General features: G+C 31.7%; 17 protein-coding genes. 11 read left to right on the top strand and 6 right to left on the bottom strand.

Going from position 1 to position 12,920, the window contains the following annotated elements; genetic code table 11:
* Window positions 1-3: 3 nt before the first annotated feature.
* Both prmC and prfA read right to left on the bottom strand, forming a co-directional pair.
* Complete coding sequence (gene prmC, locus G6CMJM_RS01585; RefSeq protein ID WP_129718737.1) at window positions 4-846, bottom strand: peptide chain release factor N(5)-glutamine methyltransferase; 843 nt, start codon at window positions 844-846, stop codon at window positions 4-6.
* Between the two features lie 3 nt (window positions 847-849).
* Window positions 850-1,923 carry a peptide chain release factor 1 gene (gene prfA / locus G6CMJM_RS01580; RefSeq protein ID WP_129718736.1) on the bottom strand — a complete coding sequence of 358 codons (1,074 nt, stop codon included), beginning with the start codon at window positions 1,921-1,923 and terminating at the stop codon, window positions 850-852.
* A 67-nt stretch (window positions 1,924-1,990) separates the two neighbouring features.
* Between prfA and G6CMJM_RS01575 the strand changes: the two genes are divergently transcribed.
* Window positions 1,991-2,650: a uracil-DNA glycosylase gene (locus G6CMJM_RS01575; RefSeq protein WP_129718735.1), complete on the top strand. Its 660-nt coding sequence runs from the start codon at window positions 1,991-1,993 to the stop codon at window positions 2,648-2,650.
* Window positions 2,651-2,751: 101 nt separating this feature from the next.
* Here G6CMJM_RS01575 and G6CMJM_RS01570 read toward each other — a convergent pair whose 3' ends face one another.
* Window positions 2,752-3,072 (bottom strand): type B 50S ribosomal protein L31, encoded by a 321-nt coding sequence (locus tag G6CMJM_RS01570; protein ID WP_129718734.1) that lies wholly within the window; start codon window positions 3,070-3,072, stop codon window positions 2,752-2,754.
* A 136-nt stretch (window positions 3,073-3,208) separates the two neighbouring features.
* On the opposite strand from G6CMJM_RS01570, the gene G6CMJM_RS01565 reads away from it, so the two are divergent.
* The 4 genes from G6CMJM_RS01565 to tsf all read left to right on the top strand — a co-directional run bounded on the left by G6CMJM_RS01565 (window position 3,209) and on the right by tsf (window position 5,819).
* Window positions 3,209-3,859: a hypothetical protein gene (locus G6CMJM_RS01565; RefSeq protein ID WP_129718733.1), complete on the top strand. Its 651-nt coding sequence runs from the start codon at window positions 3,209-3,211 to the stop codon at window positions 3,857-3,859.
* Between the two features lie 115 nt (window positions 3,860-3,974).
* Complete coding sequence (locus G6CMJM_RS01560) at window positions 3,975-4,352, top strand: hypothetical protein (protein ID WP_129718732.1); 378 nt, start codon at window positions 3,975-3,977, stop codon at window positions 4,350-4,352.
* Window positions 4,353-4,493: 141 nt separating this feature from the next.
* Window positions 4,494-5,186, top strand: a complete 693-nt coding sequence (gene rpsB / locus G6CMJM_RS01555) for a 30S ribosomal protein S2 (protein WP_129718731.1) — start codon at window positions 4,494-4,496, stop codon at window positions 5,184-5,186.
* A gap of 36 nt (window positions 5,187-5,222) precedes the next feature.
* A complete protein-coding gene (gene tsf, locus G6CMJM_RS01550; RefSeq protein WP_129718730.1) occupies window positions 5,223-5,819 on the top strand; it encodes a translation elongation factor Ts in 597 nt (198 codons plus the stop codon).
* A gap of 165 nt (window positions 5,820-5,984) precedes the next feature.
* On the opposite strand, the gene G6CMJM_RS01545 is transcribed toward tsf, so the two are convergent.
* Together G6CMJM_RS01545 and G6CMJM_RS01540 are read right to left on the bottom strand one after the other, a co-directional pair.
* Window positions 5,985-6,308, bottom strand: coding sequence for a hypothetical protein (locus tag G6CMJM_RS01545; RefSeq protein WP_129718729.1), 324 nt, complete (start codon window positions 6,306-6,308; stop codon window positions 5,985-5,987).
* 101 nt (window positions 6,309-6,409) lie between these two features.
* Window positions 6,410-7,078 carry a hypothetical protein gene (locus G6CMJM_RS01540; RefSeq protein ID WP_129718728.1) on the bottom strand — a complete coding sequence of 223 codons (669 nt, stop codon included), beginning with the start codon at window positions 7,076-7,078 and terminating at the stop codon, window positions 6,410-6,412.
* A 199-nt stretch (window positions 7,079-7,277) separates the two neighbouring features.
* Between G6CMJM_RS01540 and frr the strand changes: the two genes are divergently transcribed.
* From frr to G6CMJM_RS01510, 6 genes are read left to right on the top strand one after another with little or no spacing between them, the layout of a single operon-like run.
* Window positions 7,278-7,832, top strand: coding sequence for a ribosome recycling factor (gene frr / locus G6CMJM_RS01535; RefSeq protein WP_129718727.1), 555 nt, complete (start codon window positions 7,278-7,280; stop codon window positions 7,830-7,832).
* Window positions 7,833-7,840: 8 nt separating this feature from the next.
* Window positions 7,841-8,557, top strand: coding sequence for a polyprenyl diphosphate synthase (gene uppS, locus G6CMJM_RS01530; RefSeq protein ID WP_129718726.1), 717 nt, complete (start codon window positions 7,841-7,843; stop codon window positions 8,555-8,557).
* Window positions 8,554-9,723, top strand: a complete 1,170-nt coding sequence (locus G6CMJM_RS01525) for a M50 family metallopeptidase (RefSeq protein WP_129718725.1) — start codon at window positions 8,554-8,556, stop codon at window positions 9,721-9,723. Before uppS ends, G6CMJM_RS01525 begins: the two co-directional genes overlap by 4 nt.
* Before the next feature lie 17 nt (window positions 9,724-9,740).
* Window positions 9,741-10,709: a CPBP family intramembrane glutamic endopeptidase gene (locus G6CMJM_RS01520; RefSeq protein ID WP_129718724.1), complete on the top strand. Its 969-nt coding sequence runs from the start codon at window positions 9,741-9,743 to the stop codon at window positions 10,707-10,709.
* Between the two features lie 17 nt (window positions 10,710-10,726).
* Complete coding sequence (gene greA / locus G6CMJM_RS01515; RefSeq protein ID WP_129718723.1) at window positions 10,727-11,194, top strand: transcription elongation factor GreA; 468 nt, start codon at window positions 10,727-10,729, stop codon at window positions 11,192-11,194.
* A gap of 60 nt (window positions 11,195-11,254) precedes the next feature.
* Window positions 11,255-12,499 carry an aminoacyl--tRNA ligase-related protein gene (locus G6CMJM_RS01510; RefSeq protein WP_129718722.1) on the top strand — a complete coding sequence of 415 codons (1,245 nt, stop codon included), beginning with the start codon at window positions 11,255-11,257 and terminating at the stop codon, window positions 12,497-12,499.
* 49 nt (window positions 12,500-12,548) lie between these two features.
* Here the strand turns inward: G6CMJM_RS01510 and G6CMJM_RS01505 are convergent, their stop codons facing one another.
* Window positions 12,549-12,821 carry a hypothetical protein gene (locus G6CMJM_RS01505; RefSeq protein WP_129718721.1) on the bottom strand — a complete coding sequence of 91 codons (273 nt, stop codon included), beginning with the start codon at window positions 12,819-12,821 and terminating at the stop codon, window positions 12,549-12,551.
* Window positions 12,822-12,920 lie beyond the last annotated feature (99 nt).

Genomic DNA, 12,920 nt, shown 5'->3' with positions numbered 1-12,920 from the left:
GCGTTATTTTTTAAATACAATTGTATAATTTTTTTGTACCATTTTTTTAAGATTATTTTCTTGAGCTATTTTTTCAATTTTACAAAATTGTTCAGGGTCTGCCTCTAAAATTAAATATTTTAAGTTTGGTATTTTATTGGTAGTATTTAATAGTTTTTCTATCAATTCTAGCCCCTCTTTTTCACTATATAATGCTATTTGTGGTTCATAGTGTAATTCATTCGGTTTCTCTTGGTCAATCCAGTTTTTATTGACATAGGGTAGGTTAGCGATTAAAATAGTAACTTCATTTAAAATATTTTGTTCTATATTCTCCAGCAAGTTACTTTTTATAAAACTAATATTGGCATTATGTAGTATAGCATTATCTTTAGCTAATACTAGAGCATCTTTTGAGATATCGGATGCATAAGCTTTTATATTTTTATTCTGAAATTCTTTAGCTATTGTCACTGCTAATATTCCACTACCAGTACCAATATCTAATAGTGTCTCATTATTGTTTACAAGGTTATTTTTTAGCTGTTCTATTATTTCTTCGGTTTCAGGGCGAGGTACTAATACGCTTGAATTTACTTTGAAATTACGGCCATAAAATTCCTTAAATCCTAGTATGTAGGCCAAGGGCTCATGCTGTAAGCGTCTTTTTAAAAAATGATTAGCATGAAAAATATTTTGTTTTGTTAGCTTACGTTTTGGATAAGCTAATATAGTTGTTCTATCTACTTTTAAAATATTACACAAAATAAGCTCACTATCTAAGCTATAGCTCGATATTTGTGCTTCTTTTAGCTTGTTTTTTGCTAGCTTTAGCCAATTGTTTACAGTTGTTACTTTATTTATCATATTTTAATTTGATGCATTTTTAGCTAAAAGCTCTAATTCATAAGCGTGCAAATTTTCTACAAGATCATTTATTTGGCCATTCATAGCAGCTGGTATATTACTACGAGAATATCCTATTCTATGATCAGTTATACGATCTTGGGGAAAATTGTAAGTACGTATTTTTTCGGAACGATCACCAGAGCCAATTAAACTTCGTCTTTCTGCAGTTAATTTAGCATTTTCCTCGTCTATTTTAACTTGCAGTAATCTTGCCCTAAGAACGCTTAAAGCTTTTTCTTTATTCTTAATTTGTGATTTTTCATCTTGGTTTGTTACTACCATACCTGTAGGTAGGTGGGTAATACGGACTGCCGAGTCCGTGGTATTAACACTTTGTCCACCATGTCCACCACTGCGGTAAACATCAATTTTTAGATCATTAGGGTTAATCTCAATTTCTGTTTCTTCTGCTTCAGGCAGTACTGCCACAGTAACTGTGGAAGTATGGATTCTTCCTTGGGATTCTGTTGCAGGTATACGCTGTACACGGTGTACTCCACTTTCAAATTTTAATTTTGAATAAGGACTATCTCCCTTAACACCAAAAATAACTTCCTTATACCCTCCTGCATCGTTAGCACTTTCGTTCATTAATTCAGTTTTAAGGCCATTATTTTCGCAATACCTTAAGTACATTCTAAATAGTTCAGCAGCGAATAACGAAGCCTCATCTCCACCAGCTCCTGCACGAATTTCCACAATTACGTTTTTGTCATCATTAGGATCTTTAGGGGTTAGCATAACAAAAAGCTCATCTTCTAAGGCTTCTAAAGCTTCTTCATTTTCTGCAATTTCTAATTTAGCTAATTCACTAAGTTCGTTATCTCCACTTGCGATAATTTCCTTAGCTTCTGCTATATTTTTTTCAAGATTTTCTCTTTTCTCGCCAGTTTCAATAATCTTTTCTAGTTCTGAAAAGCGTTTATTTTTGTTAGAAAAATCTGGACTAGAATAAGCTGTTGGTGTACTTAAAAAATCACGAATATCACTATATTCTTGTTTTAATTCTTTTAAATTTAAGTCGATTTTTGGCATATATAACCTATATTATAACAGTAAATAACCTTTTTTAAAAGAAGGGGAGGAGTGCTATAATATTTATATGAACAACTATAGTAGTTGGCGTGAGGTCATTGAAGATGAGGCTAAGAAACCCTATTTTAAAAAGGTTATGCAATATGTTGACCGTCAGCGAACAGTTAAAAATATTTACCCTTTGCGTAAAGAAATGTTTTCTTGTTTTCAAAAATGTCCACTGAGTAAAGTTAAAGTTGTAATAATAGGGCAAGACCCATACTACGGAGAAGGCCAAGCCCATGGAATGAGTTTTTCCGTTAAAGAAGGGGTTAAGATTCCGCCCAGTCTGCAAAATATTTTTAAAGAGCTTAAAGAAGATATAGGGATTAAAGAATTACCGCAAAGCGGTAATTTAGAAAGATGGGCAAGGCAGGGAGTTCTTTTAATGAATACGTCATGGAGTGTCGAAAAAGGGAAGCCTGCAAGCCATTCAAATATAGGATGGATGGAGTTTACCGAGAATATCCTAAAAGTATTGAACAATTTAGATAAACCACTAGTTTTTTTGTTGTGGGGATCACACGCACAAAAAGTAGGGAAAATAATAACTAACCCTATACATCTTAAAATAGAAACCTCGCATCCATCACCTTTATCAGCTCATCGTGGTTTTTTTGGATCGAAACCTTTTTCTAAAACAAATGAGTTTTTACAAAAAAACAGTCAGGATGAAATTAATTGGTAAATAAAAAGAGGGGCAATATAAGAAACAATATCTCTAAAATAGTAACTTATTGTACAAATAATTAAAACGCCCCTAGTTGGGGCATTTCTTCTGGCGATACTTTATCGTTCAGATTTTTTAGCTTTTTCTGCTGCTTGTTTTTTAGCTTTATTAGCTAAAGCTTCTTTGCGAGCTGCTGCCATTTCTTGTGCACGTTTGAAGCGATCAACACGGCCTTCGGTGTCGATAATCTTTTCTTCACCTGTAAAGAATGGGTGTGAAGCACTTGAAATATGTACTTTTACAAGTGGGTATTCGTTGCCGTCTTCCCATTTTATAGTTTCTTTTGAATCTGCTGTTGAGCGAGTCAAGAAAGCAAATCCAGCCACTTCGTCGCTAAATACGACAAAGCGATAGTTGGTTGGATGTAAACTCTTTTTCATATCCCTAATATTCTACCATATCAATTTTAAAAAGTAAATAAATATTATAAAACAAAACGCTACTGCTTGCAAATTAGTTGCAATTAATATACATTTATGTTGTAGTAATAAAAATATGAAAGGGAATTTTAAATAAATGAATAGGAAAGCTATTATATTGGCTGTTATGGCTTTATTTACAGTTAATATGGTAATAAACGCTAATGTTTATGCGAGTGATAATAATGTTTCTGCAGCAGATATTATTAATGAAGAATTTTTTAATGATCTTGCAGAATCAATGAAAAATATTAAGAAAGAAACAGATATTCAAAAAGTTAAATTGTACAAAGAAGAGCTTATTGAAATAAAACAAATGGTGATGGACTTTAAAGTTAAGGTAGCAGATAAACTATCAGCAGATGATATTATGACAATTGATGAGAGTTTTAATCTTATAGATAAATTACTAGCAATAGTAGATGCTAGAATTAATGAACTAGAAAATCATACTAATATAAATAATAACTCTAATGTAGACAATACTACCGTTAATAATACTAACACCAATAATAATCCACCAAAAAAAGAGGATGGCGTAAACTCAAACCCAGTAGTTATTGCTCCAGAAAATCATAAAAAAACAGAAAATGTAGTAGCTAATAATATCACTACTCCTCAAAAAACTAATATCCAAGCACCTAATACAGGTATAGGCGTTGTTGAAAAAACGGATGTAGGTATTATTGCTAGCTTTATTGCAAGCATACTATCTGTAGCTACTGTTTATATTAAAAAACATAACTAAATAGTTTTTAAAAGCACTAAAAAATACCATTTACAAATGGTATTTTTTGTTTTATAATATCTATATAACAAAATAGGATATTAAAGCCTAGCACATTAGAAAGGAGGTTAAAATTATGAAATCTAATTTTAACCCAAATGGCCCAAACTTTCGCGAAAAGAATACAACAGTAGGTAAATGGATTTTTGGTATTATATCTTTGATTTCCCTCTTTATTAATGGAATAAGATTATCCGTAGCTATATTTTTTTTAGCTTTTGCACTACTAATATTTTATTGTGTATTTATTGATGACGACGGTTTTCCAGTTAAGGTTTTTATAAAAAACATAAAAGAAGCAAAAGTCCATCCGGAAACGAAAGTTTGCATTATAGATTCCGAGGGAATAGACTTAAGAGTTTATATGGAAGTAATGCTTTCTTTATATACGATTATACTATGTATCATTATAGCGTTTATTTCTCTCTCTTTCTATATAGCTTGGTTTTTTTAACCTAAAGCTCCTTATGATAAGGGGCTTTTTTATTGATTAATAGTAAGATATTTGATATAATAGTAAGGTAATATAAATTAATGAAACAACTCATAATAAATTCCTAAAATTATTTTATGAGTAGAGACAAAGGAGTTATAAATGTCTGTAAAAATTGATATCAAGCAACTGCTTGAAGCTGGAGTTCATTTTGGACACAAAACATCTCGTTGGCACCCAAAAATGGCACCTTACATTCATAGTAAGAGGCAAGATAGCCATATTATTGACTTGACAAAAACAGTTGAAGCTCTTGAAAAAGCTTTACCTGTTATTACAAAAACAGTTGAAAGTGGCAAAAAAGTTCTTTTTGTTGGAACTAAAAAACAAAGCAAAGAAGCTGTACGTACAACTGCTGAATCTGTAAATCAACCATATGTTGTTGAGCGTTGGGTAGGTGGTATGTTAACTAACTCAGGTACTATTAACCAACAAATTAAGAAGTTGAAAACTCTAGAAAAACGTATGGCGACTGGTGAATTAGCAAAACGCTATTCTAAACTTGAAGTTCAACGTTATGCTGAAGAAATTGAGGCTTTAAATACACGTTATGGTGGTATTAAAGATTTAATGGGACGCCCTGGTATTGTATTTGTTACTGATGCTATTGCTGACGCTAACGCTATTCGTGAAGCTAAGGTGCTTAACATTCCTGTTGTTGCTTTAGTTGATACTAATGTGAATCCAGATGGTATTGACTACGTAATTCCAGCTAATGATGATGCAATTAAAGGTGTACAACTATTACTAGATTACGTAGCCGAAGCTGTTCGTGAAGCTAATAGCGAAAAGTAATTCAAAATTATGAAATTTTAATCTAAGGAGGAAGAAATGGCAGTTTCTATTGAAGAAATTAAAAAACTAAAAGAATTGACAGGTCTTGGTTTATCTGATGCTAAAAAAGCTTTACTTGAAGCTAATGGTGATTTTGATAAAGCCTTAGAAGCTCTACGTAAAAAAGGCTTAACTAAAGCTGAAAAGAAAGGCGATAGGGAAGCACGTGAAGGCTTAGTGGAAGCTTATGTTCACGGTGGACGTATTGGTGTTATAGTTGAAGTTAACTGCGAAACTGATTTCGTAGCAAGAACTGAAGATTTCAAACAATTTGCTCATCAAATTGCTATGCAAATTGCTGCTATGAGCCCAGTTTACGCTAGTGAAGAGGATATTCCTGCTGAAGAGCTTGAACGCGTTAAATCTGAAGCTGAAGAGCGTATAGCTAAAGAAGGTAAGCCAGCTGATATTGCTGCTAAAATTGTAGATGGACAGGTTAAGAAATATTTTGCTGAAAAAGTATTACTTTCTCAAAACTACATTATGGATGATTCTAAGACAGTTGAACAATTCCGAAAAGAAGCTATTGCTAAACTTGGTGAGAATATCGTGATTCGTCAGTTCTCACGCATTGAGTTAGGCGTAACAGAATAAGAGCTATCTAGCAATTAAATAAAAAATAATCCCTCTAGAGAGGGATTATTTTTTATTACGCCTTAATTGATGGTTTTAATAGTAGTGGAGTAGTATGGATAGAATTTTCTGCTAATTTACTTAAAAAATCATCTACAAAAGCAATAATTCTTATATCTCTAGCCTCTAAATCACTGTTCTCATTAAGCTCAGTAACGCCAAAAAGTTCTTTTGCACCAGTACCAAATTTAGCGTGTAATTTTTTGTCCATCTACCGTTTGCAAGTTCTTTAAGTTGAACTTTTTCACTATATTCTACCCCTTTAAAGAAATTATTCTCTGTAGGTAATATAATACGAGTTAATTCTTTTTTACTAGGGTTAATCTCAATTTTTAGGCTATAGTTTTGATTTGTTAATTCATCATAAAAGTTTAAATCATATTTTTTAGTTAAAGCAATTATCTTTTTAAAACGCTTCTCTGAAGCTAGATTTTTTTTAGTTTTTGTCATTTGTTTCCTTTTTGTTTTTGTAATTATACTTTAATATATTAACATAATTTACTATAAAAGTCAATAATAAATGCCACCCCTAAGGAGTGGCATGAAAAAGCTTATAATTGAGTATTGAAGATAAGTACAGCAACTTTATAACGGTTTTTTCCAGAAGGAACGGTTCTTATTATTCCTATTTCATTAAAAATTGAAGGGTAGCGTAGCTTTAAATCCTTAAAATTTTGAGCAATCGTAAGATCGTAACTACTAAGATTTACATATACTGTATACCCAATGCCGTCCTTAATATTTTTATTAAGAATAGCAACTTCGCTATCTGGTAGGCTATCTATAGCTAATTGTACTTCTTCTTTAACTATTTCAAAAAAGGTAGTAGCTCTTTTTTCACTGCAACTAAACTCTCTTGTCTTTTTTGGCTTTTTTTCGTTTTTAAACTTTTTTAAAAAAACAAAGTTAATAGTTTTTTCTCCGTTTTTCTCACTGTAGTATAACTGTGAGAGTTCTTCTCTACGGCGAAATTCAAATAAGTCTCCTTGATCAAACTCTTTCCAGCCAAGCCTATAAGCTTCTATAAAACTGATAGATAAGACTGATTTTTCGTACATATCCGTTAGCTCAAAGCTAGTTACATGATTTTTTTGAGCAATAAATTCTTTTATTCTTTTAAAGATGTCAGAAGCATAGGCTACTTCATGCTCATTATACTTAAGTTTAGCTGAGCTAGTATCGAGTAAAGAAGCTGGACTACACATTGTGTTTGCTTTCATAGGTTGTACCTACTTTCCAATAATATAAGCTAGAATTTTACTTCCGCAAATTGTTTTTTAAATATTTACAAAACAATTTGCGGAAGTAAAATATTATTAATGTACTATTTTTATAAATAATATTTTACAATATTTTACACTTTAAATCAAGGGGGACAAAAAGCTTCAACTGTAGTAAAATATATATAAAAGGAGTTTTATGTTTGATACAGATATTTACAACCAAAAAATGAATGAAGCTATTGATCATTTTGCTAGTGAACTAAAGAAAGTGCGTACAGGTAGAGCGCATCCATCAATGCTTGATAGCGTACATGTTGAAGTTTACGGTACTAAAATGCCATTAAATCAAGTTTCTAATATAACTGCACCTGAAGCTGGTATGATACTTGTTACACCTTTTGATGTTAATAATATAGCTACTATTTCAGCAGCTATTCGTAATGATCAAAGTTTAGGCTTTAACCCTAGTGATGATGGACGTTTAATACGCGTACCAGTTCCACCATTAACTGAGGAAAGGCGACGCCAAATAGTAAAACAAACTAGTGAAAAAGTAGAAAATGCTAAAATTGTTTTACGTAATATTCGTCAAGATGTGTTAAAACATGCAAAAAAAGCTAAAGAAGATAAAACTATTACAGAAGACGACCTTAGAGGCATTGAAAAAAATATAGATAGCCAAATTAAAGATTTTTCAGCTAAGATTGATGAGATGTTCAAATCTAAAGAAGCTGAAATAATGAAGGTTTAATCTTAATAATGAACAATAAAATTCCAAATCATATTGGCCTTATTGTTGATGGCAATAGGCGTTGGGCTAAGGCTAGAAATTTGCATACATTAAAAGGGCACGAAGAGGGTTTTAATGTTCTTAAAAAAATAATTAAGAAGTGCTTTAATGAAGGCGTAGTATATGTTAGCGCATATATATTTTCTACTGAAAATTGGAATCGTTCTAATGAAGAAGTTAGCTATTTAATGAAACTTTTTGAGAGATATTTCAGTAAGGAAATTCAAGATCTTCATAAAAACAATATAAAAGTACTTTTTTCTGGCGATCGTAAAAATAAAGTTTCTAAAAAGTTAGTAGAAATAATTAATAAGGCAGAAGAGTTAACCAGTGGTAATAGTGGTGGCACATTATGTTTATGCTTTAATTATGGTGGACAAACTGAAATAATTGAGGCTACGCGTAAAATTGCTCAAAAAGTACAAAGTGGCGAATTACTTATAGATGATATTGATAGTAAATTATTTGAACAAAATTTGTATACACCAGAAGTGCCAGCAGTAGACTTAATGATTCGCACTTCAGGTGAACAAAGAATTTCTAACTTTCAGCTATGGCGAATGGCTTATTCAGAAATGCTGTTTTTAGATAAGCCTTGGCCAGATATGAAAGATGAAGATATAGAAAAAGCTTTATTAAATTATCAAAAACGTGACCGTAGAATGGGAGGGGATAGCAAAAAATGAATTTAATAATAGGAATAATAGTTGGATTAATAGTTCTAACTATTTTAGTAGCTCTTCATGAGTTAGGGCATGCATTAGCTGCTAAGCACAATGGTGTTAAATTAGAAGAATTTGGAATTGGCTTCCCACCTAATGTTTGGAGTTTTAAAACTAAGACTAATAAAGTTCTTCCTAAAGGCACCAAAGTTTCTATTAACTGGATACCACTAGGTGGTTTCGTAAAACTCCAAGGGGAACACGATAGCGATAATAAAAAAGGAGATTACGGCAAGGCTACTTTTTGGGGTAAAACACAAATTTTATTCGCTGGCGTTATAATGAACTGGCTAGTCTCTATAGTTATTTTTACTATTCTAGCTATTGTAGGTTTACCTAAGCTAATACCTAATCAGTTTTATATCAAGGAAGATGCTAAGATCATAGGTGGTGAAATTACGATAACTAACTTGAAAGATGGTATGCCAGCTAAAGAATCTGGCTTAGAAAAGGGTGATCGGATCCTGGCTATTAATGGTGAAAAAATAGAAAACCCTGAGCAAATTAGTATTTTAGCAAAGAATAATGTAGACAAGGATATAGATTTTAAAATAAAACGTAATAATAATGAACTTATAAAAAGAGTCCATGTTCGTAAAGATAATGCTGACGGTAAAGGCTTTTTAGGTACTGCAACAACTAAAACTGGCGAAAAAATTTATTCAACTTGGTCTGCTCCAGTTGTAGGTGTTTGCACTACTTTTCAATTAACAGGGGAGACCTTTAAGACTTTAGGGGATATGGTAAGCAATCTCTTTACGGGGCTTTATAATAAAGTTGTTGGTGGGAAAAATCTAGAACAGAAAGCAAATGAACAAATTAGTAAAGCAGGGGAGGGTGTAGCTGGACCAGTAATGATTATTGGTCAAATTTTTCCTCAAGCTACTCAATCTGGGCTAGACACCATATTATTACTTATGGCAATAATATCATTATCCTTAGCTTGTATGAACGTTTTACCTATTCCGGCATTAGATGGTGGTAGATGGTTGCAGACATTTATATTTCGTAAGCTTTTAAAGAAACCTTTAACTGCGGAAATTGAAGAAAAAATTAATGGCTATGGTTTTCTATTCTTGATGGGTCTTTCTTTATTGATAATTATTTTAGATATAATTAAAATATCTTAAAAGAGGTAATAATTAATATGAAAAATAAAATAGGGATTAATAAAACTCAAGATAAAATCACTTCTTTAATAACAGTTTTAACAGTAGCATATGTTTTTCATTCTATTATATTTTTATTAGTTAATCTTATTCCCTTAACTAATAAAATATCTTGGCTGGAGAACCACTATATATTACTTCTACCTATTTACTTAATTGTAATATTTGCGTTAGCATACTTATTTTGTAAAAAAGTAAATTTTAAGCTTTTAGTTAAAAATAAAATAATACGCTTTTTGTTATATCCTGCTACAACTATTATTGCTTATTATTTTGCTAGGTTTTTAGTTCGGCTATTCTTTGTTATTTTATTTGTTGGCGATACCACTAAAATAAATAGTATAATGAATAATAATGTGGTTGTTGCAGTATATTCGGCAGTATTTTTCCTAATAATGCTTGCAATTCTTTATTTAGTACCTACAAAATTAACAGGCGTAAAAATTACAAAAAAAGAGATTGGGCTAGTAGGTCTTCCTAAATGGAGCGATATTGGTGTGGCTTTTGTGGGCCTTTTGGCTGCATTACTAGTTAGCGGTATTTTAATGCTTATAGTGCAAGCCGTGGTACCTAACTTTAATATTAATCAAGCTCAAAACGTTGGATATTCTAGTAATCATAATCCTTTAATGATGATAATTGCGTTTTTAATGCTTTCTGTAGTTACTCCGTTATGTGAGGAGGTAATTTTTAGGGGAGTGCTATATAGCCAAGTTCGTAAAATTAGCATATATGGCTCTATGTTCATAACTTCTATAGTTTTTGCTTATGCACATGGGCAACTTAATGTTGCAGTTACTACTTTTGCTATGAGTATGATCATGTGCTATATTCGCGAATATGTTACTGAAACATTGTGGGCACCAATTTTTCTGCATTCTTTGAAAAATGGCATTGCTTTTATGTTCCTATTTATTTTTCCTAATTTAATGTTGCTAAATGGATAGCTTTTTGTTAAAATAGAATGAATATGAAACAGGTGTTTAATATTACTAAAGTTGGGAAAAAGGACCTTGAAGAAGAATTAGCTTCTCTTATTTCTCAACGTAAAGAAATTGCCGAAGAAGTTGCGACTGCTCGTGATTTTGGTGATTTACGTGAAAATAGTGAATATGATGCTGCAAGAAAAAAACAGGGGTTAGCTGAAACACGTATTGCAGAAATTGAAAATATTTTACAAAATGCAGTAATTATTGGTGAAGGGGAGAAAGATAAAGTTAATCTAGGTAATACTATTAAACTAAAAAACCTAGAAAATTCTAAAGAAGTTAAATATACTTTAGTTGGAGCTGTAGAAGCTAACCCCCTTGAGGGTAAAATTAGTAATGAATCACCAATAGGTCAGCAGTTAATTAATAAAAAACTCGGTGAAGTGGTTGAAATTACCACACCAAAAGGCTCTATAAAATACGAAATTACAGAAATAAATTAAAATATTAACTCGGCTGATCAGTGCCGAGTTTTTTATTTAATTTAAAAAAGGAGATAATTTATGAAGATGTCACAAATGTTTACAAAAACATCCAAAAATAACCCAGCAGATGAAGTTTCTAAAAATGCACAGCTATTAATTAGGGCTGGTTTTGTACATAAAGAGATGGCAGGAGTTTATGATTTCTTGCCACTTGGCAAAAATGTACTTGATAAAATTGTACAAATTATTCGTGAAGAAATGAATAAAATAGGTGGAGTAGAAATGAGTTTGACTGCTCTACAAAATCCTGAAACATGGCAGGCAACTAACCGTTGGGATGATGAGGTTATGGATGTTTGGTTTAAAACCAAATTAAGTAATGGCCGTGAGTTTGGTCTTGCGCCAACTCATGAGGAACCAATTACTAAACTTATGCGTAATTTTATTAGTTCATATAAGGATTTGCCATCTTACCCATACCAATTTCAAACTAAGTTTCGTGCTGAGCTCCGTAGCAAATCTGGTTTAATGCGTGGCCGTGAATTCTTAATGAAAGACTTATATAGTTTTTCTAAAGATAAAGAACAGCATGATGAGTTTTATGAAGAAATATCTAAAGCTTACCTTCGTATTTTTGATCGTTTAGGCTTAGGTGGATATACTTTTAAAACTTTTGCTAGTGGTGGTAGCTTTGCGAAATTTAGCCATGAATTTCAGACTATCAGCCCAGTAGGTGAAGATACTATTTATGTATCTCATGAAAAAGGTATTGCTATCAATCAAGAGGTTTATAACGATGAAGTATTAGCTGAACTTGGCGTTAAAAAAGAAGATTTAGTAGAAGAAAAAGCAGTAGAAGTTGGTAATATATTTACTTTAGGTTATAAGTTTTCTGAAGCATTAGGGTTAAAATTTATTGATAGTGATGAAAAAGAAAAACTAGTATTTATGGGTAGTTATGGTATTGGCCCAAGTAGGGTAATGGGTTTAATTGCAGAGCATTTTGCTGATGATAAAGGTTTGGTATGGCCAGAAAATATAGCTCCAGCTAAAATTTACCTTATGCAAATTGGTGAAGATGCCAAAGAGCTAGCAGAAGAAGTTTATAATAAACTAACAAATCAAGGCATTGAAGTAATTTATGACGATAGAAATACTGGTGCTGGCCAAAAGTTTGCTGATAGCGACTTAATGGGTATTCCGTACCGTTTAACTATTAGTAGTAGAGCAATTAAACAAGGTAGATTCGAACTAGTTACTCGTAAAAATGGCGAAATAGAAGAATTAACTATTGAAGATATATACAATAAATTTATGAAATAATTTAAATAAAAAGGAACCCCTTTATAATAAAGGGGTTCTGTTGTATGTACTAGTGACTGCTGTATGTACTAATGAGCTTTTTGTATATTTTCATATACGGCTCATTGTCTGTGACTTTCATAAAAAGATGATCTAGTGGAACTTCTTGTTCTCTCACTTTTCTCCATACATCAGAGTGTTGCAAACTATAGAATATATTTTTTAGGGTTGCAGTGTTATTTTTTTCGTCAACACTTACAATTTCACCTATAGCAATACAACGAAGATTGTTAAATGATACGATATCAATGATATCACCTTTTTCAAAAGAACGTTTGAGCATATTCTCACCTCTATATAAAATATTACCAACCTATCGTTGATAATCATATTATAACATATATTTTTATTTTTTGCAAGGTAGTTAACTAGTAAAAAACTA

Source organism: Candidatus Nanogingivalis gingivitcus, from assembly GCF_004151455.1.
GTDB lineage: Bacteria > Patescibacteriota > Saccharimonadia > Saccharimonadales > Saccharimonadaceae > Nanogingivalis > Nanogingivalis gingivitcus.
This window is presented reverse-complemented; position numbering and strand designations above follow the sequence as displayed.